Below are 23,076 nucleotides of genomic sequence, written 5' to 3'. Positions count from 1 at the left end.
TTTGTATCCTTTAATTAATCGACGTTCAGCGCGTCATTGACCAGATCTTGTTGCTGCTTCTGGTGAACGGACATATACCCTACCGCCGGAGAGGCGGAGGCCGGGCGACCTGCATAGCGCAGGGCTGACCCAAATGGAATCACTTCACGGAAATGATGCTGGCTGCAGTACCATGCGCCCTGGTTAAGCGGCTCTTCCTGGCACCAGACAAAATCATGTACGTGAGCATATTGTTTCAGCACTTCCTGCATCGCCTGATGCGGGAACGGATAAAGCTGTTCGATACGCACGATGGCGACATCTTTCTGATCGTTCTTGCGGCGCTGTTCCAGCAGGTCGTAATAAACCTTACCAGAACACATCACCACGCGCTTCACGCCCTGCGGATCCAGCTCGTCAATTTCACCGATGGCTGGCAGGAAGGTTCCGTTCGCCAGTTCTTCCAGGCTCGACACCGCCAGCGGGTGACGCAGCAGGGATTTCGGCGACATCACCACCAGCGGACGGCGCATACCGCGCAGCGCCTGACGACGCAGCATGTGGTAGACCTGAGCCGGGGTGGACGGCACGCAGACCTGCATGTTCTGCTCGGCGCAGAGCTGCAGATAACGTTCCAGACGCGCGGAGGAGTGCTCCGGACCCTGACCTTCATAACCGTGCGGCAGCAGCATCACCAGGCCACACATGCGGCCCCACTTCTGCTCGCCGGAGGAGATGAACTGGTCGATAACCACCTGCGCGCCGTTGGCGAAGTCACCGAACTGCGCTTCCCAGATGGTCAGGGTGCGTGGTTCAGCGGTGGCATAACCGTATTCGAAGGCCAGAACCGCTTCTTCAGACAGCACGGAGTCCCAGACCTTGAACTGGCCCTGACCGTTGTGCACGTGCTGCAGCGGGGTATAGGTTGAACCGTTGGACTGGTTGTGAACAACCGCGTGACGGTGGAAGAAGGTCCCACGGCCCGCATCTTCACCGGACAGACGAACAGGAATGCCTTCGTCAACCAGCGTTGCGTAGGCCAGCGTTTCCGCGCCGCCCCAGTCGAACAGCTTCTCGCCTGCCGCCATGGACTGACGGTCAGCGTAGATTTTCTGCACGCGAGACTGCATCTCGATAGCGTCCGGTACGGTGCTGATGCGTTTAGCCAGCTCCTGCAGGCGCTTCATCTCAACCTTGTTCGGGTAGCTCTCATCCCACTCGTGGTTGAGGTACGGCGACCAGGTAAAGGAGTGCATGTTCATCGGGCGCAGCTCTTTGACCACGCATTCACCCGCATCCAGCGCGTCGCGGTAGAGGTTGACCATTTCGGTCGCATCTTCCAGCGTCGTCACTTTGTCGCTCTCCAGCTTGTCAGCATAGATTTTGCGCGGGGTCGGGTGTTTTTTGATTTTCTGATACATCAACGGCTGGGTTGCACTTGGCTCGTCCGCTTCGTTGTGGCCGTGACGGCGGTAGCAGAAGAGATCAATGAACACATCGCGTTTAAAGGTATTACGGAAGTCCAGCGCCAGACGGGTAACGAAAGCAACGGCTTCCGGGTCATCCGCGTTAACGTGGAAGATTGGCGCCTGCACCATCTTACCGATGTCGGTGCAGTATGGGGTAGAACGCGCGTCCAGCGGGTTAGAGGTGGTGAAGCCCACCTGGTTGTTGATCACGATGCGAACGGTACCGCCCACTTCATAACCACGCGCTTTCGACATGTTCAGGGTTTCCTGAACCACGCCCTGCCCTGTTACCGCCGCATCGCCGTGGATGGTAATTGGCAGAACTTTATTGCTGCTCGGCTCGTCCAGACGATCCAGACGCGCACGCACGGAACCGATAACCACCGGGCTAACGATTTCCAGGTGTGACGGGTTAAACGCCAGCGCCAGGTGAACCAGACCGCCTTCGGTTTCGATATCCGACGAGAAGCCCATGTGGTACTTCACGTCGCCGGTGCCGAGGTGTTCTTTATGTTTGCCCGCGAACTCGTCGAACAGGTCCTGAGGTTTTTTACCCAGCACGTTGACCAGCACGTTCAGACGACCACGGTGCGCCATGCCCAGTACCACTTCACGGGTGCCGCTCTTGCCGGCGTGACGAATCAGCTCTTTCAGCATCGGCACCAGCGCGTCGCCGCCTTCCAGCGAGAAGCGTTTTGCGCCCGGGAATTTCGCGCCCAGATAGCGCTCAAGCCCTTCCGCTGCGGTCAGTTCGTTCAGGAAGCGTTTTTTCTCGTCAGCCGAGAAGGTCGCGTGGCCCGCTACGGATTCGATGCGCTGCTGGATCCAGCGTTTCTCTTCGGTAGAGGTAATGTGCATGTATTCCGCGCCGATGGAGCCGCAGTAGGTTTGCTTGAGCGCGTCAATCAGATCGCCCAGCTTCATCGTGTCTTTGCCGATGGCAAAGGAACCTACGTTAAAGCTTTCCTGGAAATCGGCCTCGGTCAGATCGTGATACGCCGGATCGAGATCGGCCACACGGTCTTGCTGCCACAGTCCCAGCGGATCGAGATTCGCATGCTGGTGACCGCGGAAGCGATAAGCGTTGATAAGCTGCAGGACTTTAACCTGCTTCGCATTAGTGTCAGGGTCGGAAATCGCAGAAGAGTAACGTGAGGCATCCTTCGCCAGACGACGGAAATAATCACGTGTTTTGGAATGGAATTGATCCGGTTTGACCCCTGTGCCAGGCAACTGCTGGAACATGGAACGCCAGTTTGCGTCCACTGAGTCAGGATCGGTTAAGAAGTCTTCATAGAGCTGTTCAATCCAGCTCTGGTTCGCACCAGAAAGGAAAGAAGAGTCCAGCCAGGCTTTCATTGCGCCGTTCTGCATCGTGATCCCTTAAGCATTTTTATGCTTACTTTCGCCGTAGAAACTACCACGCACACCACGTGTACGTGCCGGGGTTCACCTGCGAGCTCTTTTACTTTGGCCCGCGAAGGAACCTTTAGAAACTGTCTAAGGGTCTTTACCCTCACCCCTACCCTCTCCCTAAGGGAGAGGGGGAATGCCGTCGGCAGTTTTTAAAGATTTCCTGCAATCTGTCCCCTCTCCCTTAGGGAGAGGGTTAGGGTGAGGGGAACAGCGCTCCCCTCTCACTACTTACGCACTGCGCTGCAACAGCATCGACTTAATATGGCCGATGGCGCGCGTCGGGTTCAGCCCCTTCGGACACACACTGACGCAGTTCATGATGCTATGGCAGCGGAATACGCTGAAAGCGTCACTCAGCCCTTCCAGACGGCTATCGGTTTCGGTGTCGCGGCTATCGATCAGGAAGCGATAGGCAGCCAGCAGACCGGCCGGGCCGATAAACTTGTCCGGGTTCCACCAGAACGACGGGCAGGACGTTGAACAGCATGCGCAGAGAATACACTCGTACAACCCATCGAGTTTTTCACGCTGCTCAGGAGACTGTAAGTGCTCGCGAGCGGGTGGATTTTGCCCATTATTCAATAAGTAAGGCTTAATCTTCTCATATTGTGCATAGAATTGCCCCATGTCTACCACCAAATCACGCACGACCGGCAGGCCTGGCAGAGGACGGATAACAATTTTCTGACCAGGACGCTGCAGCGCTGAAATTGGCGTGATGCAGGCCAGGCCATTTTTGCCGTTCATGTTCACACCGTCAGAGCCACAAACCCCTTCACGGCAGGAGCGGCGGAACGACAGCGTAGGATCTTTTTCTTTCAGCTGGATTAACGCATCCAGCAGCATCATGTCGCGACCTTCTTCCGCTTCCAGGGTGTAGTCCTGCATACGCGGAGCATCATCAACATCCGGGTTATAACGATAAACTGAGAATTCGAGTTTCATTATCCTGTCTCCGCATTAGTAAGTACGAATCTTCGGCGGGAACGCCGGACGCAGTTTCGGTTCCATATTGACGCTACGACGCGTCATGGATTCCGACTCTGGCAGATACAGGGAATGGCACAGCCAGTTTTCGTCATCACGATCCGGGAAGTCGAAGCGGCTATGCGCGCCACGGCTTTCGGTACGGAAGTTTGCCGACATCGCCGTCGCGAACGCGGTTTCCATCAGGTTATCCAGCTCCAGGCACTCAACGCGCTGGGTGTTGAATTCGCTGGAGGTGTCGTCCAGACGGGCATTTTTCAGACGCTCGCGGATCGCTTTCAGCTGCTCAAGACCTTTGGCCATCGCGTCGCCTTCGCGGAATACCGAGAAGTTGTGCTGCATGCATTCCTGCAGCGCTTTACGGATTTCCACCGGATCTTCGCCGTTACGGTTACCGTTCCAGCGGTTGAGGCGCTCAAGAGAGGCATCAATTTCGTCGTCGGTTGCGTCACGCAGCGCGCCCTGCTCGGCAATGGATTCCTGCAGATGCAGACCGACTGCACGACCAAACACCACCAGGTCCAGCAGAGAGTTACCGCCCAGACGGTTTGCACCGTGTACGGATACGCAGGCAATTTCGCCTACCGCGAACAGGCCAGGAATGACCACGTCTTCGCCCTGCTCGTTTACGGTGAGCGCCTGACCGGTCACTTTGGTCGGAATACCGCCCATCATATAGTGGCAGGTTGGGATAACCGGAATCGGCTCTTTCACCGGGTCGACGTGTGCGAAGGTGCGGGACAGTTCCAGGATGCCCGGCAGACGGGACTCCAGAACTTCTTTACCCAGGTGGTCGAGCTTCAGCTTCGCGTGTGGACCCCATGGGCCGTCACAGCCGCGGCCTTCACGGATTTCGATCATGATGGAACGCGCCACCACGTCACGACCCGCCAGGTCTTTCGCATTCGGGGCATAACGCTCCATGAAGCGCTCGCCGTGTTTGTTCAGCAGGTAGCCACCTTCACCGCGGCAGCCTTCTGTTACCAGAACGCCCGCACCGGCGATACCGGTTGGGTGGAACTGCCACATCTCCATATCCTGCACCGGCACGCCCGCGCGGATAGCCATGCCGACACCGTCACCGGTGTTGATGTGGGCGTTGGTGGTGGACTGATAGATACGGCCTGCGCCGCCGGTAGCCAGCACGGTAGCGCGGGCTTTGAAGTAAACCACTTCACCGGTTTCGATGCACAGCGCGGTACAGCCGACGATTGCGCCATCGGCGTTTTTCACCAGATCCAGCGCGTACCACTCGGAGAAGATGGTGGTGTGGTTTTTCAGGTTCTGCTGATACAGGGTGTGCAGCAGTGCGTGACCGGTACGGTCAGCCGCCGCCGCGGTGCGTGCCGCCTGCTCGCCGCCGAAGTTTTTCGACTGGCCGCCAAACGGACGCTGATAGATGGTGCCATTTTCCAGACGGGAGAACGGCAGACCCATGTGGTCCAGCTCCAGAATCGCTTCCGGGCCGGTTTTACACATATATTCGATGGCATCCTGGTCGCCGATGTAGTCGGAACCTTTTACCGTGTCGTACATGTGCCATTCCCAGTTATCTTCATGGGAGTTGCCCAGCGCAACGGTGATACCACCCTGCGCAGACACAGTGTGGGAACGGGTCGGGAAAACTTTAGAGAGCAGCGCACAGGTCTGGCCGCTCTGGGAAATTTGCAGTGCGGCACGCATACCTGCGCCACCGGCACCAATTACAACAGCATCAAATTCTCTGACTGGCAGTTTCATTACACACCCCACACCACAACGAATCCATAAATAACGTAAACCACCAGTGCAACAACAATGGCCAGCTGCAGTGGGAGGCGAATCGCCAGCGGTTTAACGTAATCGGTCAACACCTGCCACATTCCAATCCACGCATGAATAAGGATGGAGAACAGAGCCAGCAGGGTGAACACTTTGGTGAAGGCGGATCCGAAGAACCCACTCCAGATTTCCCACGTCAGCGTGCCGCTGGTCGCGAAGAAACCGATCATATAGATGATGTAAAGAGTGAGAACGATGGCGGTAGCACGGACCAGAATGAAGTCATGTACGCCGTTGCGTCCTAATGCGGAGGCGTTGCTTACCATACGAGAACTCCTGCGAGAAGTGAAAGCACGACAGTAATCACAAATGAAATGTTAGCGGAGCGTTTCCCGGCTTCGAAAGTCTCTTCCAGGTAGCCAAAGTCCATCAGCATATGGCGAACACCCACGACGACGTGGTACGCCAGCGCGGTCAGAATGCCCCACATGATAAATTTCACGAAGAAGCTGTTCATGATGGCGGAGGCCTGGAGGAATCCTTCAGGGGAAGAGAGGCTGGTGCCCAGTAACCACAGCAAAATACCGACCGCCACAAACGTAATCACACCAGAAACACGGTGCAGAATGGACGCTATTGCTGTTACAGGGAACCGGATCGTTTTGAGATCCAGATTGACAGGTCTTTGTTTTTTCACATTTCTTATCATGAATAACGCCCACATGCTGTTCTTATTGTTTCCTTCCTCCGGACTGCGATGCGGGTCAAGCAGCGTTCCTTTTCTATAACTGCGCGTCATGCAAAACACTGCTTCCAGATGCTTAAACGACACGTTACAACGCTGGGTGGCTCGGGATTGCAGGGTGTTCCGGAGACCTGGCGGCAGTATAGGCCGTTCACAAAATCATTACAATTAACCTACATACAGTTTGTCGGGTTTTCTCTGGAACAGTGATCAGGGTCACGATAACAACATCTTTTTAATTTTTAATCATCTGATTTGACAAATGTTAAACAATATTGTTACAAACGTCATCAGAAAAGGCATATAATGCGCAAAAGTTATGAGGTCTCTCTTTCACCTGACAAATAGTTATGTAACAGTGTGATGGTATTGACCGAAGTTATCAGGACAGTTATTAGTGATATACAGGTTTGAATAATTCGGACTGCAAAAACGCTGATTTGCTGTTGTTTCACTGATATTTCATTCGTTTACCTGCAAGGCGCCATAGCTCTGTACCCTGGTTTGTCCTCGTGAGCTGAGCGGTAAGCCAAATAACAATCTGGTAACGGTGATTAACAGCTGAAAGCAAATCCGGTAAAGCGCAGTCTTAAGCATAAGGCGCTAAGGAGACCGTAAATGGCTGATACAAAGGCAACGCTCACCCTAAATGGTGACACTGCTATTGAACTGGATGTGCTAAAAGGCACGCTCGGTCAGGATGTTATTGATATCCGTACGCTGGGCTCTAAAGGTGTATTCACCTTTGACCCTGGATTTACCTCTACCGCATCTTGCGAATCCAAAATCACCTACATTGACGGTGACGAAGGTATCCTGCTCCATCGCGGCTTCCCCATCGATCAGTTAGCCACCGAATCCAACTATCTGGAAGTGTGCTACATCCTGCTGAACGGCGAAAAACCGACGCAGGCACAGTACGATGAATTCAAAACCACCGTGACCCGTCACACCATGATCCATGAGCAGATTACCCGTCTGTTCCATGCGTTCCGCCGTGACTCTCACCCGATGGCGGTGATGTGCGGGATTACCGGTGCGCTGGCGGCGTTCTACCACGACTCCCTTGACGTGAATAACCCACGTCACCGTGATATCGCGGCGTTCCGCCTGCTGTCCAAAATGCCTACCATGGCGGCGATGTGCTACAAATACTCCATCGGCCAGCCGTTTGTGTATCCGCGCAACGACCTCTCCTACGCGGGTAACTTCCTGCGCATGATGTTCTCCACGCCGTGCGAAGAGTACGAAGTGAACCCGGTTCTGGAACGCGCGATGGACCGTATTCTGATCCTGCACGCTGACCACGAACAGAACGCCTCTACCTCTACCGTCCGTACCGCGGGCTCTTCAGGCGCGAACCCGTTCGCCTGTATCGCTGCGGGCATCGCCTCCCTGTGGGGACCGGCGCACGGCGGCGCGAACGAAGCGGCACTGAAGATGCTGGAAGAGATCAGCACCGTTGAGCACATTCCTGAGTTCGTGCGTCGTGCGAAAGACAAGAATGACTCCTTCCGCCTGATGGGCTTCGGTCATCGTGTTTACAAAAACTACGACCCGCGCGCTACCGTCATGCGTGAGACCTGCCACGAAGTGCTGAAAGAGCTGGGTACCAAAGATGACCTGCTGGAAGTGGCGATGGAGCTGGAACACATCGCGCTGAACGACCCGTACTTCATCGAGAAGAAACTCTACCCGAACGTCGATTTCTACTCTGGCATTATTCTGAAAGCGATGGGCATTCCGTCTTCCATGTTCACCGTGATCTTCGCCATGGCCCGTACCGTAGGCTGGATTGCGCACTGGAACGAAATGCACAGCGAAGGCATGAAAATCGCCCGTCCTCGTCAGCTGTACACCGGCTACGAGCAGCGTGATTTTAAGTCTGATATTAAGCGCTAACAGAAGTTGTGTGCGGCCTGATGCCCTCACCCCGGCCCTCTCCCACAGGGAGAGGGTGAAAACCTTAAAAACGGTAACCCTTGGGTTACCGTTTTGCTTTTATTTCTGGCAAAAATGTAGGCCGGGTAAGGCGTAGCCGCCACCCGGCTTTTTTATTTTTGACAGTGTGGACACCAGTAAAAAGGTCTGGAAGAGAGCATAATCCTGTCGATAATCCCGCCACATCGCTCGCACTTTTTCCCCGCCCGATGAAACACCTTGAACCGGAACAGCGCCCCGTGATGCGTGTTCTCATTCACCACGCCGCGCGTGTTGTACGACAGCCGCGGAATATCCAGCAGCGCGTGGGATAACGCCTCCAGCTGTTCATCGCTCAGCTGAGACGCTTTATGCTGCGGCGCCAGCTCGACTTCCCAGAGGATCTCTACCCGCAGGTAGTTACCCAGCCCGGCCAGAAAGGCCTGGTCGAGGAACAGACCGGAAAACTGTCGGTTACGGAATTTAGGTGATAACAGCCGGGCCTTCACGTCGCTTGCCGTCAGGCGCATGTCCAGCACGTCCGGCCCGACCCGCTGCAGGAACGGGTGCGTCAGCAGCTGCTCCGGCGTTAACATTTCGATATCCGACGCGCTATAGAGCAGGATCGCCTTATCCGCCGTTTGCAGCCTGACGCGCAGCACGCGGGTGGTTTGCGGCTGCTCGTCCGCCTCCACAACCCGCCAGACGCCGTAAAGCTGGTTATGGCTATATAACGTCAGGTTATGGGAAAAGTGCGTGAGCAAGGCCTTGCCGCGCGTTTCAATATGGGTCACCGTCTGGCCCACCAGCTGTGATTCAAACGGTTTCAGTTGAGGAAAAGCAAACCAGACATCCGTCAGGGGTTTGCCCTTTATCGCCGCCTCCAGGCTATCCGCCGCGCGGCGGATCTCCGGACCTTCTGGCATTTTTGTGTCCTTATCGTCATTATTCGGCGCTGACGAGGATGCCCTCTTCAGAGAACGCTGCCCGCAAGCGGCGCGCGAACTGGAGCGCATGCTCGCCGTCGCCGTGTAAACATACCGTATCGGCCTGAACGTTTGCCGGTGTTCCATCCACGGCGATCACTCGCCCGGCGCGCACCATCTCCAGCGTCTGCGCCAACGCTTTGCCTTCATCGGTAATCAGCGCCCCGGCCTGCGTCCGCGGAACCAGGCTGCCGTCCGGCAGGTATCCACGATCGGCAAACACTTCCTGACGAGTGGTCAGCCCCAGCCGTTGTCCGGCGCGAATCAGCTCGCTTCCCGCCAGACCCACAAGGATCAGCTGCGGGCTGCCGTCCCGCACCGCGCGGGCAATGGCGTCCGCCAGATCCGCATCTTTCGCCGCCTGGTTGTAAAGCATGCCGTGCGGCTTCACGTGGCGCATCATGCCGTTCTGGGCGCGCACCATCGCCTCCAGCGCGCCGATCTGGTAGAGCACCTGCGCGTAGACCGTCTCAGGGGGCAGATCCATCGCCGTACGGCCAAAGTTTTCCCGATCGGGAAAGCTGGGGTGAGCCCCAATCGCGACGCCGTTTTTAATGGCATTACGCACGCTCTCCAGCATGGTTTGCGCATCGCCCGCGTGAAAGCCGCAGGCGATATTGACCGAGGTGACCAGGGTCATCAGTTTCGCATCAGCGCGGCTTCCCTCCCCCAGATCGGCGTTCAAATCAATCTTTACCATCAAGCCTCCACGCCAGCTGTTCGAGATAACGCTGCTGATCCTGCCGCGCTTTCAGCGCCTCCTCCAGCGAACACTGCACGAAGTGAATCGGCTGGCCGAGAGGAATTTGCGCCAGATGGTAGCGATCCGCTTCAATAATGCAGGCAATGCGCGGGTAACCGCCGGTAGTTTGCGCGTCGTTCATTAACACGATGGGCTGACCGTTCCCCGGCACCTGAATAACCCCAGGCAATAAACCGTGGGAGAGCAGTTCCCGGTCCGTCGTGCGGGTCAGCGGCTGACCCTGCAGGCGGTAGCCCATGCGGTTACTCTGCGGGCTGATCTTCCACGGCGCGCGCCAGAAGGACTCTTTAGAAGCCTCGTCAAACTCATGATATTCCGGCCCCGGTAAGGCACGGATCTGGTTTCCCCACAGCAGCTGTTTTACGCCCTGCGTGGTCGAGAAATGGCGCGCGGAGGCTTTGATTGCCAGCCGATCGCCGTCGCGCAACAAACGTCCTTCATGACCGCCGATCCCGGCTTTTTGATCGGTACTGGATGAACCCAATACCTCCGGCACGTCGATGCCGCCAGCCACCGCGAGATAGCTACGCACGCCGTGCAGCGGACGTTTGAGCGTCAGGCGCTGCCCGGCTTTCGCCCGCAGCCGCCAGCCGGTCCACACCGCTTTGCCATCCAGCGTCGCATCACACCCTGCGCCGGTTAAGGCAAACCAGGTCTCCTGACCAAACTCAATCACACACTGACCCAGCGTAATTTCTAGCGCCGCCGTGCTGCCTGGGTTGCCTACAAGCAGGTTGGCAATCTCCAGCGAAGGACGGTCAAGCGCACCGCAGTAGCTCACGCCCGACTGGCGCAGACCAAAACGCCCGGCATCCTGTACGGAGGTGTAAAGCCCGGCGCGAATAAGCGTTAACATACCCCCTCCTTCTGCGGGATAAAGCGAAGGGTATCGCCGGGACGCAGGAGTATTGGCGTCTCCAGCCCGGGTTCAAATAACGGTGTAGCGGTATGCCCAATAAGCTGCCAGCCGCCGGGCGATGTCAGCGGATAAACGCCGGTCTGCTCGCCGCCGATAGCCACCGTTCCCGCCGGGACGCTCAGGCGCGGCTCGGCACGGCGTGGCGTATGCAGCCGGGGAGATAACCCGCCCAGATACGGGAATCCGGGCTGAAACCCCAGGAACCAGACCACGTAGTCAACCGAGCTGTGCAGCTCAACAACCTGCTTTTCGGTTAATCCGCAGTGGTCTGCCACCACGCCAAGATCCGGCCCACCCGTACCGCCATAAACGACCGGGATCTCAATGGCGCGCGATTCCGGCTCCAGCGCCTCGCTCTCTTCCCACCAGCGCTGCAAACGCTCAATGGCATCCAGCGCCAGGGTATGCGGGCTACGCAGCACCACGGTGATGTTATTCATCCCCGGAATGGCTTCAACCACCTCCGGTAGTTCGGCCAGACGCTGGGTCAGCCGCCAGATACGCTTTTGCGTGGCAAGCGTCACCGGTGGTTCAAGCTCCAGAACCACGGCGGTTTCACCCAGAAGATAACAACGCGCTCGCTGCACTTAACTACCTCTCGTCAGGCTGGGTTAGGGATATCAATAAAGGTCACATCCAGATCGGTATTTTCCGTCAGCCACTCGCTGAGGGCGCGAATGCCGCCGCGCTCGGTGGCATGATGGCCAGCCGCATAAAAATGCAGCCCCTGTTCACGCGCCGAATGAATGGTCTGCTCGGAAACCTCGCCGGTGATAAAAGCATCGACGCCGAAACGCGCGGCGCTGTCGATAAAGCCCTGACCACCGCCGGTACACCATGCGACACGCTTCACCGTATCCGGACCGGTATCACCGCTCCACAGCGGACGACGGCCCAGGCGCGCTTCAATCCACGATGCCAGCTCCAGCCCCGGAACCGGCATCGCCAGCTCGCCCCACGGCACCAGCGGTTCAATTTCCCCCATCACGGTAATCCCCAGTAGCTGCGCCAGCTGGACGTTGTTGCCGAGCTCCGGGTGCGCATCCAGCGGCAGATGGTAGCCGTACAGGTTGATGTCATTAGCCAGCAGCGTTTTCAGACGATTGCGCTTCATCCCGCGAATAATCGGCGATTCGTTTTTCCAGAAGTAACCGTGATGAACAATCACCGCGTCGGCGTTCTGACGAACGGCCTCGTCCAGCAGCGCCTGGCTTGCCGTCACGCCGGTGATAATTTTTTGCACCGTCTCACGACCTTCAACCTGGAGCCCGTTCGGGCCGTAATCGCTGAAAGAGGTACTGTTCAGTTTTTCGTTAATCAGGCTTTCCAGTTCGCTGTTTTTCATCATCACTCTCTTATGCTTTGCGGGCAGCTTCGTACGCCGCCAGCGTGGCGACACGCGCCTGTTTATGGTCGACAATCGGACGAGGGTAATCCAGCTTTACACGCTGTTTATCCGCCCATGCCCACGGTTCGTGGATCGCTTTAGCAGGTATAGCGTTAAGTTCAGGAACCCAGCGGCGGATAAACTCGCCGTCCGCATCAAATTTTTGCCCCTGCGTGGTCGGATTGAAAATCCGGAAATAGGGCGCGGCATCGGTGCCGGTAGAGGCTGCCCACTGCCAGCCGCCGTTATTCGCCGCGAGATCGCCATCGATCAGCTGAGAGATAAAATAGCGCTCTCCGATACGCCAGTCGATAAGCAGATCCTTCACCAGAAAGCTGGCGGTAATCATCCGCAGGCGGTTGTGCATCCACCCCGTCTCATTAAGCTGACGCATGGCGGCATCGACTATCGGGTAACCCGTCTGCCCGCTTTGCCAGGCTTTAAGCTGCTTATCATTCGATTGCCACTTTACATTATCGGTCCAGCCAATGAAGGGCCGATGCTTACACAAACCAGGATGAAAGGTCATCAAATGGCGATAAAACTCGCGCCAGATAAGTTCATTCAGCCAGACGGACCCTGCGCCGCCCTCCAACGCCTGCGGCTGCTCCGCCAGCAGACGATGCAAACACTGGCGCGGTGAGATCGCGCCAAGCGCCAGACAGGCCGACAGGCGGCTGGTGCCCTCGATGGCGGGAAAATCCCGACGCGCGTCGTAATATCCCGCGTCCTGCTTGCAGAACTGGCGCAGTTGAGCGATTGCCGCTTTCTCATCGGCGGGGAACAGCGTTTCATCAAACGGCTGCTGAGGGTAATCAAACGTCAGCTCAGGCAGATCCTTTATGGCTTCGCCTCGCACGGCAGGCGCGGCAACGCACTCCGGCAGCGCCTCTTTCAGACGTTTGATAAAGGCATTTTTAAACGGCGTAAAAACTTTATACATCTCGTGGTTGCCGGTCATCACGCTGCCCGGTGCCAGCATCACGCTGTCATCAAACCCTTCGCAGACCATCCCTTCCAGCATTTTCTCCAGCTGACGGTCGCGCTGCTGCTCGTTGAATTCGTACTGATAGTTGTAAAAAAGATGCGTGACGTTGTGCTGCTTACATATCTCCTGCACCGTCTGAAGCTGTGCGGCAAAATCACTCACCTCTTTATAGAGAAGCGGTATGCCTTTTCCAGCGAGCGAGTGCTGCAGATCGTTCAGATACGCCCGGAGCAAGGCCGCCTGCCGGGGGGCCATATCGTGCTGCCGCCACTGCTCGGGCGTGGCCATAAACAGGGCCAGTACGTTAGCGTCTTTGGCGCGGCAGGCTGCCGCAAGGGCGATGTTGTCATGTACGCGCAGGTCCGCGCGAAACCAAACCAGATGGGTGGGCATAAAACTCCAGGCAATTATCCATTATGTCCGTAAGGGCATGCCGTAAAAGGAAAAAGCATGCATTGAACTACTTTGCCATGAAGTGTAGACGGGATGAAATAAAAAAGGCCGCCCGAAGCGGCCTTAGCGCTACTTGTCCTGCGCTATCGTGGTTAACGCGACAAACCCATTAGGTTCATCGCTCTTTACAACGAGTACGCTGGCGACAATGAACGCGATGCAAAAATAGCGTTTCATTATGCGGTCCCTGCTGCTAACCGCTCCACCGTTCACCACCGGTGATAAGTCGGTGGACACAAGCCCGGGTAGGCGGGTTGCTTTACGGCTGTAAGTACACCTTTCCCAGGACCGATGCCCATTTGCGAGATGGCGGAAAGGGACGCAGCATCATAATTAACATCCGCTGCGAAGGTAATATACTCGAATAAAATTAGGAATTTATAAAGGCTTCGAGGGATTGCCATCTGCTTACAGGAGGGTATGATAAAAATCCCGGGTAGGGGCTGCAAGACCACCCAACGGACCGCGAATCCCGAGGGACAAAAAAACCGCCAACAGTAATGTGGCGGTTTTTTTATTGCTATGTGTAGTCTTAGTATCAGTAGAAATCGCAGGTCGCTTTCTCGGCCTGATCCATCCACACCGGCTTCTCGCTGGTTTTCGCCCAGACGCGATGCAGATAGCTGTAAAAACGTGCACGATCTTTCCAGAACAGCATCACCGGCAGAGCCAGCACGCCAGCCACTACGGCGAAAGCGCGGCGCAAGAACACGATATGAGCCGGATACTCTTTATAAAGATCCATATTTTCTCCCCTATAGTTGGCCGGAAACGTCATCCGGAAAATTCAAAATCTGTGACCTGGCTAAAATAATATCGCTTTGTTTGTAATTTTACTACTCATCCGACCACTTATTTTTGCCCATTTAGTGAATATTTACATTCACGCCGTAATTAAGTTACAAAAAAGTTAACAGTTTACTTATCAATAGTTAAATTGTGGGCTTTGTCATTTTTATACTTTTTTTACACCCGCCCTCCCCATTTTTGCGAAATCTTTGCGCCGGAAATCCTACCGTTAGTACAACAACGAAAGTCACCCGGAGGTGGATTGTGAGTGCAGGTCTTATTGCCGGCATCGTGCTGGTGTTCCTGTTATTGGGTTATCTGGTCTATGCCCTGATTAATGCGGAGGCCTTCTGATGGCTGCTCAGGCGTTTCTGCTTATTGCCAGCTTCTTAGTGGTACTGTTCATTCTGGCAAGGCCACTGGGATCGGGACTGGCACGATTGATCAACAACGTTCCTCTGCCCGGCACGGGAAGCGTTGAAAAAGGGATCTGGCGCGTGCTGGGAATAGACGATCGGGAGATGAACTGGCGTCAGTATCTGATCGCCATTTTGCTGCTGAATATCGTTGGGCTCATTGCGCTTTTTGCCATGCTGATGTTGCAGGGCATCCTGCCGCTGAATCCGCAACAGTTACCGGGCCTGTCCTGGCATCTTGCGCTGAACACGGCGGTGAGCTTTGTCACTAACACCAACTGGCAGTCCTACGCCGGTGAAACAACGCTGAGCTATTTCAGCCAGATGGTCGGGTTAACCGTGCAAAACTTCCTCTCGGCCGCCAGCGGTATCGCCGTGATCTTCGCGCTGACGCGTGCGTTTGCGCGTCAGAAAATCAATACCCTGGGTAACGCGTGGGTGGATTTGACGCGCATTACGCTGTGGATCCTGCTGCCAATTGCGCTGCTGATCGCGCTGTTCTTTATCCAGCAGGGCACCCTGCAAAACCTGATGCCTTACGCGCCCTATACCTCGCTGGAAGGTGCAAAACAGCTCCTGCCGATGGGGCCAGTAGCGTCACAGGAAGCCATCAAAATGCTCGGGACGAACGGGGGTGGCTTCTTCAACGCCAACTCGTCGCATCCGTTTGAAAACCCTACCGCACTAACCAATTTTGTGCAGATGCTGGCGATTTTCCTGATCCCCGCCGCGCTCTGCTTCGCCTTTGGTGACGTGGTTAACGATCGACGTCAGGGCCGCACCCTGCTCTGGACGATGTCGCTGATCTTTGTGGTCTGCGTGGCGCTGGTGATGTGGGCTGAATGGAGCGGCAACGGCCATTTCATGCAGCTTGGGGCCAACAGCAATATCAATATGGAAGGTAAAGAGAGCCGCTTTGGCATTCTCGCCAGCAGCCTGTATGCGGTAGTCACCACGGCGGCCTCGTGCGGGGCAGTCAACGCCATGCATGATTCCTTTACGGCGCTGGGTGGCATGATCCCGATGTGGCTGATGCAGATTGGCGAAGTCGTCTTTGGCGGCGTGGGCTCGGGTCTTTACGGCATGCTGCTGTTCGTGCTGCTGGCGGTATTTATTGCCGGTTTGATGATTGGCCGCACTCCGGAATACCTCGGTAAAAAAATCGACGTCCGCGAGATGAAATTAACCGCGCTGGCGATTCTGGTCACCCCTGCGCTTGTGCTGCTCGGCACCGCGCTGGCGCTGATGACCGAGGCCGGACGCAGCGGCATCTTTAACCCCGGCATTCACGGTTTTAGCGAAGTGCTGTATGCCGTCTCCTCTGCCGCCAACAACAACGGCAGCGCCTTTGCGGGCTTAAGCGCCAACTCACCGTTCTGGAACTGCCTGCTGGCGTTCTGCATGTTTGTGGGTCGCTTTGGGATCATTGTGCCGGTGTTGGCGATTGCCGGATCGCTGGTGAATAAAAAAATCCAACCGACCACCACCGGGACATTACCGACCCACGGCGCGCTGTTTATCGGCCTGCTGACGGGTACCGTGTTACTGGTCGGCGCCCTGACCTTTATCCCCGCCCTCGCGTTAGGCCCGGTCGCGGAATACCTCTCTTTACGCTGATTTTGCGGAGAAATTGTCATGAGTCGTAAACAACTGGCCCTGTTCGAACCGTCATTAGTTCGCCAGGCGCTCATGGATGCGGTGAAAAAGCTGAGCCCGCGCGTGCAGTGGCACAACCCGGTGATGTTTATTGTCTGGGCGGGAAGCGTGCTGACCACCGCCCTGGCGATTGCCATGGGAACGGGCCACATGCCGGGAAATGCAACGTTTACCGGCGCCATCAGCCTGTGGCTGTGGTTTACCGTGCTGTTCGCCAACTTTGCGGAAGCGCTGGCGGAAGGCCGGAGTAAAGCCCAGGCCAACAGCCTGAAAGGGGTGAAGAAAACCGCCTTCGCGCGCAAGCTGCGTGAACCGAAATACGGCGCGCAGATGGACCACGTTCCGGCGGATGAACTGCGTAAAGGCGATGTGGTGCTGGTGGAAGCCGGTGACATTATCCCTTGCGACGGTGAAGTCATCGAAGGGGGCGCCTCGGTGGATGAAAGCGCCATTACCGGGGAGTCCGCGCCGGTTATCCGTGAATCCGGCGGCGATTTCGCCTCCGTGACGGGCGGGACGCGCATTCTCTCCGACTGGCTGGTGATCCAGTGTAGCGTTAACCCGGGAGAAACCTTCCTCGACCGGATGATCGCCATGGTGGAAGGCGCGCAGCGCCGTAAAACGCCGAACGAAATTGCCCTGACCATCCTGCTGGTGGCCTTAACCATCGTCTTCCTGCTGGCAACCGCGACGCTGTGGCCGTTCTCCGCCTATGGCGGCACCGCGGTCACCATCACGGTGCTGGTGGCGCTGCTGGTCTGCCTGATCCCCACCACCATTGGTGGCCTGCTGTCAGCCATCGGCGTAGCCGGCATGAGCCGTATGCTCGGTGCCAACGTCATCGCCACCAGCGGGCGCGCGGTGGAAGCCGCCGGTGACGTGGACGTCTTACTGCTGGATAAAACCGGGACCATTACCCTCGGTAACCGCCAGGCGTCAGATTTCCTGCCCGCCCCGGGCGTGGATGAAAAAACGCTGGCAGATGCCGCGCAGCTCTCTTCGCTTGCCGATGAAACCCCGGAAGGCCGCAGTATCGTGATCCTCGCCAAGCAGCGCTTTAACCTGCGCCAGCGCGACGTTCAGAGCCTGCACGCCACTTTCGTGCCCTTCACGGCGCAAACCCGCATGAGCGGCATTAACATTCAGGATCGCATGATCCGTAAAGGCTCTGTTGACGCCATCCGTCGCCACATTGAGGCCAACAACGGCCACTTCCCACCGGAAGTGGACAGCCTGGTCGAAAGCGTGGCCCGTCAGGGGGCGACGCCGCTGGTGGTGGCCGAAGGGGCACACGTGCTGGGAGTGATTGCCCTGAAGGATATCGTCAAAGGCGGCATCAAGGAGCGCTTTGCCCAGCTGCGTAAAATGGGGATCAAAACGGTGATGATCACCGGGGATAACCGTCTTACCGCCGCGGCGATTGCCGCCGAAGCGGGCGTGGATGATTTTCTTTCTGAAGCCACACCGGAAGCGAAACTGGCATTGATTCGTCAGTATCAGGCGGAAGGCCGTCTGGTGGCGATGACGGGCGACGGCACCAACGACGCCCCTGCCCTGGCGCAGGCCGACGTGGCGGTGGCGATGAACTCCGGTACCCAGGCGGCAAAAGAGGCGGGCAACATGGTCGACCTCGACTCAAACCCGACCAAGCTGATTGAAGTGGTGCACATCGGCAAGCAGATGCTGATGACGCGGGGGTCGCTGACTACGTTCAGTATCGCCAACGATGTGGCGAAATATTTCGCCATCATTCCGGCCGCGTTTGCTGCGACCTATCCGCAATTAAACGCGTTGAACGTGATGCACCTGCACTCTCCGGCATCGGCCATTCTGAGCGCAGTGATCTTTAACGCCCTGATTATTGTCTTCCTGATCCCGCTGGCGCTGAAAGGCGTGAGCTATAAGCCGCTCACCGCCGCCGCCATGCTGCGCCGCAACCTGTGGATTTACGGTCTGGGCGGGCTGGTGGTGCCTTTCATCGGTATCAAGGTTATCGACCTGCTGTTAACGCTGTTCGGCCTGGTTTAAAAGGTGAATCAAATGACGATGTTACGCCCCGCTATACTTCTGTTTATTCTGCTGTCTCTCATTACCGGCGGGCTGTACCCGCTGGTGACCACCGCGCTGGGACAGTGGTGGTTTAAGGATCGGGCCAACGGCTCGCTGATTATGCAAAACGGTGAAAGCCGCGGTTCACGCCTGATTGGTCAGAACTTTACGGATGCCCGTTACTTCCAGGGGCGCCCTTCCGCTACTGCCGAAAGCCCGTATAATCCGATGGCATCCGGCGGCAGTAACCTGGCGGGCAGCAACCCCGAGCTGGACAAAGCCGTTGCTGAGCGCGTGGCAGCCCTGCGCGCCGCTAATCCGCAGGCCAGCCGTGAGGTGCCCGTAGAGCTGGTGACCGCCTCGGCCAGCGGGCTGGACTACAGCCTGACGCCGGCAGCCGCGGCATGGCAAATCCCGCGCGTCGCCGCGGCCCGTCAGCTGACCGTCGAACAGGTTAGCCAGCTGGTTGCAGAGCACACGCAAAAGCCGCTGGTCAGCTTTATCGGCATGCCCGTGGTGAATATTGTTGAGCTGAATCTGGCGCTGGACGCGCTAAGGAAAAACTAAATGACCGACGAGCCCATGCGCCCGGATCCGGACAGGCTGCTTGAACAGACGGCCGAAGCCCATCGCGGCAAACTGAAAATTTTCTTTGGCGCCTGCGCAGGCGTCGGGAAAACCTTCGCCATGCTGACGGAAGCCCAGCGGCTTCGGGCGCAGGGGCTCGATATATTGATAGGCGTGGTAGAAACCCACGGACGCAAAGAGACCGCATCGCTGCTGAAGGGGCTGGCCACCCAGCCGCCCCGCCGCATCAGCCACCGCGGTCGGCTAGTCACCGAATTCGATCTCGATGCCGCCCTCGCCCGCCGCCCCGCCCTTATCCTGATGGACGAACTGGCGCACAGCAATGCGCCAGGCTCACGCCATCCAAAACGCTGGCAGGATGTAGAAGAGCTGCTCGAAGCCGGCATCGATGTTTTCACGACGGTTAACGTTCAGCATCTGGAGAGCCTGAACGACGTGGTCAGCGGCGTGACCGGCATTCAGGTGCGCGAGACGGTGCCCGACCCCTTCTTTGATTCCGCCGATGAAGTGGTGCTGGTCGACCTGCCCCCCGACGATTTGCGCCAGCGCCTGCACGAAGGCAAGGTTTATATCGCCGGCCAGGCCGAGCGCGCCATCGAACATTTCTTCCGTAAAGGCAACCTGATTGCCCTGCGCGAGCTGGCCCTGCGTCGTACTGCCGATCGCGTCGACGATCAGATGCGCGCCTGGCGCGATCTGCAGGGCCAGGAGCGCGTCTGGCATACGCGAGATGCCATCCTGCTGTGCGTAGGGCACGGCAGCGGCAATGAAAAGCTTGTCCGCACCGCTGCCCGCCTGGCGGCTAAATTTGGCAGCGTCTGGCATGCGGTGTATGTCGAAACGCCGCAGCTGCACGCGCTCCCCGAGAACCAGCGCCGCGCGATATTGAGTTCGCTTCGCCTGGCGCAGGAGCTCGGTGCCGAAACCGCCACCCTTTCCGACCCTCAGGAAGATAAAGCCATCCTGCGCTACGCCCGTGAGCACAATCTGGGGAAAATCGTGATTGGCCGTCGCCAGCATCGCCGCTGGTTTAGCCGCGAATCGTTTGCCGACAAGCTGGCCCGCCGCGCACCGGATCTGGACCTGGTGATCGTGGCGCTGGATGATAAGCCCACGCCGTTACCCAGCCGCGCGCCGGACAGCCGTGCCTTCAGCGATAAATGGCGCATTCAGCTGCGCGGCTGTCTTGTCGCCGTCGTGCTCTGCGCCCTGATTACCGTGATTGCCAGCCAGTGGCTGATCGCGTTTGATGCCGCCAACCTGGTGATGATCTACCTGCTTGGCGTGGTGGTGGTGGCGCTCTTTTACGGGCGCTGGCCGTCGGTACTGGCGACGGTGATCAACGTCATCAGCTTCGATCTGTTCTTTATTGCCCCCCGCGGGACGCTCGCCGTGTCGGACGTGCAGTACATTCTCACCTTCGCGGTGATGCTCACCGTCGGGCTGGTGATCGGGAATCTGACGGCGGGCGTGCGCTACCAGGCGCGTATTGCTCGCTATCGCGAACAGCGCACGCGGCATCTCTATGAGATGTCGAAATCGCTGGCGGTGGGCCGCACGCCGCTGGATATCGTGCAGACCAGCGAGCAGTTCATTCGCTCGACGTTTCATGCCAGCAACCTGATTTTGCTCCCGGACGAACACGGCAAGCTGCGCCCGCTGACGTCGGCCTCAGGCATGACGCCCTGGGACGAAGCCATCGCGCGCTGGAGCTTTGATAAAGGGCTACCGGCGGGCGCAGGGACCGACACCCTGCCCGGCGTGCCCTACCAAATTCTGCCGCTGCGCAGCGCCGATAAAAATCAGGGGCTGGTGATTGTTGAGCCCTCAAACCTGCGCCAGCTGATGATCCCCGAACAGCAGCGGCTGCTGGAGACCTTTACGCTGCTGGTTGCCAGCGCGCTGGAGCGGCTGGCCCTCACCGCCAGCGAAGAACAGGCCCGGCTGGCGAGCGAGCGTGAAAGCATTCGTAACTCGCTGCTGGCGGCGCTCTCTCACGATCTGCGAACCCCGCTCACCGTCCTGTTTGGTCAGTCAGAAATCCTGACGCTGGACCTGGCGGCGGAAGGCTCTAAACACGCCCTTCAGGCCAGCGAGATCCGCCAGCATGTGCTGAATACCACGCGTCTGGTGAATAACCTGCTCGATATGGCGCGTATCCAGTCAGGCGGTTTTAACCTCAAAAAAGAGTGGCTCACGCTTGAAGAGGTGGTGGGCAGCGCCCTGAAAATGCTCGAACCCGGCCTGGGCGGGCGGCATATTGCGCTGAACATGCCCGAGCCCCTGACCTTAATTCACGTTGATGGTCCGCTGTTTGAACGGGTGCTGATCAACCTGCTGGAAAATGCCGGCAAATATGCGGGCGCCAGCGCGCAAATTGGCGCGGATGCGACAGTGGACGACGGCACGCTTCACCTTGACGTCTGGGATACCGGACCCGGCATTCCCAGCGGGCAGGAGCTGGCTATTTTCGAAAAATTCGCTCGCGGCAATAAGGAGTCGGCCATTCCGGGCGTGGGGCTGGGGCTGGCAATTTGCCAGGCGATCATTGACGTCCATGGCGGGTCCATCTCCGCAGAGAATCGCCCCGAAGGCGGCGCGCGGTTTTGTGTTACACTTCCTCTGGAAACCCCGCCAGAACTTAATGAATTACCAGAGGATTTGTGATCAACGTTCTGATTGTTGAAGATGAGATCGCCATTAGCCGTTTTCTGCGCGCTGCGCTGGAAGGGGACGGTCTGCGCGTTCATGATGCGGGCACGCTTCAACGGGGTTTAATTGAAGCCGCCACCCGCAAGCCGGACCTGGTGATCCTCGATCTTGGTCTGCCGGACGGCGACGGCATCGATTTTATCCGGGAAGTGCGTCAGTGGAGCCAGATGCCGATCCTCGTGCTCTCCGCGCGTACTGAAGAGACGGATAAAATCGCGGCGCTGGATGCCGGTGCAGATGACTATCTGATTAAACCTTTTGGTATCGGCGAGCTTCAGGCTCGCCTTCGCGTGGCGCTGCGTCGCCACAGCGCAACCACGCCAGCTGACCCAACCTACACGTTTGGGGATATCCGGGTTGACCTGGCCGCGCGGCGTATTGTGCGCGGTGAAGAAGAAATCCATCTGACGCCAATAGAATTTCGCCTGCTCGCCGTACTGCTCAACAACCACGGCAAGGTACTCACCCAACGCCAGCTGTTAAGTCAGGTGTGGGGGCCCAACGCGGTGGAACATAGTCATTATTTACGCATATATATGGGACACCTTCGTCAGAAACTCGAAGTTGACCCCGCTCGCCCCCGCCATTTATTAACTGAAACCGGTATCGGTTATCGGTTTATGCTTTGAATAACTATTCATTTTATTTTTAAATAAAAACGAAATCCCTCAGACAATATTTCACAAATAACCCATAAATTATTTTTACGGGCTATTTTCGCTCATTTAAAACATTGACAACACAACCTGTTAACGCATCATCAACAAATCAGAATTTTGATCTGCGATATTCATCTAAAACGAATATTTATTTCTGATTTGATCGGTTAACGGTGATCTACCTCACGGTTAATCGTCTTTCCCTGGATAAAATGACCATGCTTTCAATTACTGAAAGGAAAATGAAACATGGAAAACAACAATCGCTTAATGCCCCATATAAGGCGGACAACACATATCATGATGTTTGCCCACCGAAACTGCTTTGACTTTCATCTCTTTAATGCCCGGTAGTCCTTCGACTTCTGGCGCACTCGCTTACAGGTTGTCCTGAAACACCTTATTTTACAGGCCATTGCCTGTGAACTCGTGCG

The 23,076-nt window shown here is 57.0% G+C and carries 20 protein-coding genes; 8 read left to right on the top strand and 12 right to left on the bottom strand.

Annotated elements, in window-relative coordinates; translation table 11 throughout:
* Positions 1-14 precede the first annotated feature (14 nt).
* The 5 genes from sucA to sdhC form a co-directional block, all read right to left on the bottom strand.
* Entirely contained in the window at positions 15-2,822 is a 2,808-nt protein-coding gene (sucA, locus tag UR289_RS02085) for a 2-oxoglutarate dehydrogenase E1 component (RefSeq protein ID WP_193138923.1), read from the bottom strand.
* Between the two features lie 270 nt (positions 2,823-3,092).
* Entirely contained in the window at positions 3,093-3,809 is a 717-nt protein-coding gene (gene sdhB, locus UR289_RS02080) for a succinate dehydrogenase iron-sulfur subunit SdhB (RefSeq protein WP_008501090.1), read from the bottom strand.
* Positions 3,810-3,824: 15 nt separating this feature from the next.
* The gene (gene sdhA, locus UR289_RS02075) at positions 3,825-5,591 is read right to left on the bottom strand and encodes a succinate dehydrogenase flavoprotein subunit (protein ID WP_023310789.1); all 1,767 of its coding nucleotides are present in this window, start codon (positions 5,589-5,591) and stop codon (positions 3,825-3,827) included.
* Positions 5,591-5,938, bottom strand: a complete 348-nt coding sequence (gene sdhD, locus UR289_RS02070) for a succinate dehydrogenase membrane anchor subunit (protein WP_008501088.1) — start codon at positions 5,936-5,938, stop codon at positions 5,591-5,593. Before sdhD ends, sdhA begins: the two co-directional genes overlap by 1 nt.
* On the bottom strand, positions 5,932-6,336 hold the full coding sequence (sdhC, locus tag UR289_RS02065) for a succinate dehydrogenase cytochrome b556 subunit (protein WP_020684965.1): 405 nt from the start codon (positions 6,334-6,336) through the stop codon (positions 5,932-5,934). Before sdhC ends, sdhD begins: the two co-directional genes overlap by 7 nt.
* A 639-nt stretch (positions 6,337-6,975) precedes the next feature.
* On the opposite strand from sdhC, the gene UR289_RS02060 reads away from it, so the two are divergent.
* Positions 6,976-8,259 (top strand): citrate synthase, encoded by a 1,284-nt coding sequence (locus tag UR289_RS02060; protein WP_023334930.1) that lies wholly within the window; start codon positions 6,976-6,978, stop codon positions 8,257-8,259.
* Between the two features lie 152 nt (positions 8,260-8,411).
* Here the strand turns inward: UR289_RS02060 and nei are convergent, their stop codons facing one another.
* The 7 genes from nei to UR289_RS02025 form a co-directional block, all read right to left on the bottom strand.
* A complete protein-coding gene (gene nei, locus UR289_RS02055; protein ID WP_320709089.1) occupies positions 8,412-9,203 on the bottom strand; it encodes an endonuclease VIII in 792 nt (263 codons plus the stop codon).
* 19 nt (positions 9,204-9,222) lie between these two features.
* On the bottom strand, positions 9,223-9,963 hold the full coding sequence (pxpA, locus tag UR289_RS02050; protein WP_320709088.1) for a 5-oxoprolinase subunit PxpA: 741 nt from the start codon (positions 9,961-9,963) through the stop codon (positions 9,223-9,225).
* Positions 9,950-10,882, bottom strand: a complete 933-nt coding sequence (gene pxpC / locus UR289_RS02045; RefSeq protein ID WP_033144949.1) for a 5-oxoprolinase subunit PxpC — start codon at positions 10,880-10,882, stop codon at positions 9,950-9,952. Before pxpC ends, pxpA begins: the two co-directional genes overlap by 14 nt.
* Positions 10,876-11,532: a 5-oxoprolinase subunit PxpB gene (gene pxpB / locus UR289_RS02040; RefSeq protein ID WP_045887708.1), complete on the bottom strand. Its 657-nt coding sequence runs from the start codon at positions 11,530-11,532 to the stop codon at positions 10,876-10,878. Before pxpB ends, pxpC begins: the two co-directional genes overlap by 7 nt.
* A 14-nt stretch (positions 11,533-11,546) precedes the next feature.
* Positions 11,547-12,290, bottom strand: coding sequence for a type 2 GTP cyclohydrolase I (locus tag UR289_RS02035; protein ID WP_023310783.1), 744 nt, complete (start codon positions 12,288-12,290; stop codon positions 11,547-11,549).
* A gap of 10 nt (positions 12,291-12,300) precedes the next feature.
* Positions 12,301-13,713 carry a deoxyribodipyrimidine photo-lyase gene (gene phrB, locus UR289_RS02030; protein ID WP_320709087.1) on the bottom strand — a complete coding sequence of 471 codons (1,413 nt, stop codon included), beginning with the start codon at positions 13,711-13,713 and terminating at the stop codon, positions 12,301-12,303.
* A gap of 598 nt (positions 13,714-14,311) precedes the next feature.
* Positions 14,312-14,518 (bottom strand): YbfA family protein, encoded by a 207-nt coding sequence (locus tag UR289_RS02025; protein WP_023310781.1) that lies wholly within the window; start codon positions 14,516-14,518, stop codon positions 14,312-14,314.
* A gap of 308 nt (positions 14,519-14,826) precedes the next feature.
* On the opposite strand from UR289_RS02025, the gene kdpF reads away from it, so the two are divergent.
* The 7 genes from kdpF (at position 14,827) to speFL (ending at position 22,996) form a co-directional block, all read left to right on the top strand.
* Entirely contained in the window at positions 14,827-14,916 is a 90-nt protein-coding gene (gene kdpF / locus UR289_RS02020; RefSeq protein WP_014069365.1) for a K(+)-transporting ATPase subunit F, read from the top strand.
* A complete protein-coding gene (kdpA, locus tag UR289_RS02015; RefSeq protein WP_048981056.1) occupies positions 14,916-16,595 on the top strand; it encodes a potassium-transporting ATPase subunit KdpA in 1,680 nt (559 codons plus the stop codon). Before kdpF ends, kdpA begins: the two co-directional genes overlap by 1 nt.
* A gap of 18 nt (positions 16,596-16,613) precedes the next feature.
* On the top strand, positions 16,614-18,662 hold the full coding sequence (gene kdpB / locus UR289_RS02010) for a potassium-transporting ATPase subunit KdpB (RefSeq protein WP_039261299.1): 2,049 nt from the start codon (positions 16,614-16,616) through the stop codon (positions 18,660-18,662).
* A gap of 12 nt (positions 18,663-18,674) precedes the next feature.
* On the top strand, positions 18,675-19,250 hold the full coding sequence (gene kdpC / locus UR289_RS02005; RefSeq protein WP_033144943.1) for a potassium-transporting ATPase subunit KdpC: 576 nt from the start codon (positions 18,675-18,677) through the stop codon (positions 19,248-19,250).
* Positions 19,251-21,938 carry a two-component system sensor histidine kinase KdpD gene (kdpD, locus tag UR289_RS02000; protein ID WP_320709086.1) on the top strand — a complete coding sequence of 896 codons (2,688 nt, stop codon included), beginning with the start codon at positions 19,251-19,253 and terminating at the stop codon, positions 21,936-21,938.
* Positions 21,935-22,612 carry a two-component system response regulator KdpE gene (gene kdpE / locus UR289_RS01995; RefSeq protein ID WP_008501074.1) on the top strand — a complete coding sequence of 226 codons (678 nt, stop codon included), beginning with the start codon at positions 21,935-21,937 and terminating at the stop codon, positions 22,610-22,612. Before kdpD ends, kdpE begins: the two co-directional genes overlap by 4 nt.
* Before the next feature lie 279 nt (positions 22,613-22,891).
* Entirely contained in the window at positions 22,892-22,996 is a 105-nt protein-coding gene (speFL, locus tag UR289_RS01990) for a leader peptide SpeFL (RefSeq protein ID WP_003858645.1), read from the top strand.
* Positions 22,997-23,076: the final 80 nt, after the last annotated feature.

The organism is Enterobacter sp. 302C9 (assembly GCF_034106085.1).
Lineage (GTDB): Bacteria > Pseudomonadota > Gammaproteobacteria > Enterobacterales > Enterobacteriaceae > Enterobacter > Enterobacter asburiae_B.
Note: the sequence above shows the minus strand (reverse complement) of the source record. Positions and strands in the feature narration are given on the sequence as shown.

What these genes read in the sequence shown, in the direction of transcription:
- UR289_RS02035 (WP_023310783.1), bottom strand. Translation starts at nt 12,290, where the DNA reads ATGAAAAACAGCGAACTGGAAAGCCTGATTAACGAAAAACTGAACAGT.
- nei (WP_320709089.1), bottom strand. Translation starts at nt 9,203, where the DNA reads ATGCCAGAAGGTCCGGAGATCCGCCGCGCGGCGGATAGCCTGGAGGCG.
- phrB (WP_320709087.1), bottom strand. Translation starts at nt 13,713, where the DNA reads ATGCCCACCCATCTGGTTTGGTTTCGCGCGGACCTGCGCGTACATGAC.
- sucA (WP_193138923.1), bottom strand. Translation starts at nt 2,822, where the DNA reads ATGCAGAACGGCGCAATGAAAGCCTGGCTGGACTCTTCTTTCCTTTCT.
- kdpD (WP_320709086.1), top strand. Translation starts at nt 19,251, where the DNA reads ATGACCGACGAGCCCATGCGCCCGGATCCGGACAGGCTGCTTGAACAG.
- pxpC (WP_033144949.1), bottom strand. Translation starts at nt 10,882, where the DNA reads ATGTTAACGCTTATTCGCGCCGGGCTTTACACCTCCGTACAGGATGCC.
- UR289_RS02025 (WP_023310781.1), bottom strand. Translation starts at nt 14,518, where the DNA reads ATGGATCTTTATAAAGAGTATCCGGCTCATATCGTGTTCTTGCGCCGC.
- speFL (WP_003858645.1), top strand. Translation starts at nt 22,892, where the DNA reads ATGGAAAACAACAATCGCTTAATGCCCCATATAAGGCGGACAACACAT.
- kdpB (WP_039261299.1), top strand. Translation starts at nt 16,614, where the DNA reads ATGAGTCGTAAACAACTGGCCCTGTTCGAACCGTCATTAGTTCGCCAG.
- kdpA (WP_048981056.1), top strand. Translation starts at nt 14,916, where the DNA reads ATGGCTGCTCAGGCGTTTCTGCTTATTGCCAGCTTCTTAGTGGTACTG.
- pxpA (WP_320709088.1), bottom strand. Translation starts at nt 9,963, where the DNA reads ATGGTAAAGATTGATTTGAACGCCGATCTGGGGGAGGGAAGCCGCGCT.
- kdpC (WP_033144943.1), top strand. Translation starts at nt 18,675, where the DNA reads ATGACGATGTTACGCCCCGCTATACTTCTGTTTATTCTGCTGTCTCTC.
- UR289_RS02060 (WP_023334930.1), top strand. Translation starts at nt 6,976, where the DNA reads ATGGCTGATACAAAGGCAACGCTCACCCTAAATGGTGACACTGCTATT.
- sdhD (WP_008501088.1), bottom strand. Translation starts at nt 5,938, where the DNA reads ATGGTAAGCAACGCCTCCGCATTAGGACGCAACGGCGTACATGACTTC.
- sdhA (WP_023310789.1), bottom strand. Translation starts at nt 5,591, where the DNA reads ATGAAACTGCCAGTCAGAGAATTTGATGCTGTTGTAATTGGTGCCGGT.
- sdhB (WP_008501090.1), bottom strand. Translation starts at nt 3,809, where the DNA reads ATGAAACTCGAATTCTCAGTTTATCGTTATAACCCGGATGTTGATGAT.
- sdhC (WP_020684965.1), bottom strand. Translation starts at nt 6,336, where the DNA reads ATGTGGGCGTTATTCATGATAAGAAATGTGAAAAAACAAAGACCTGTC.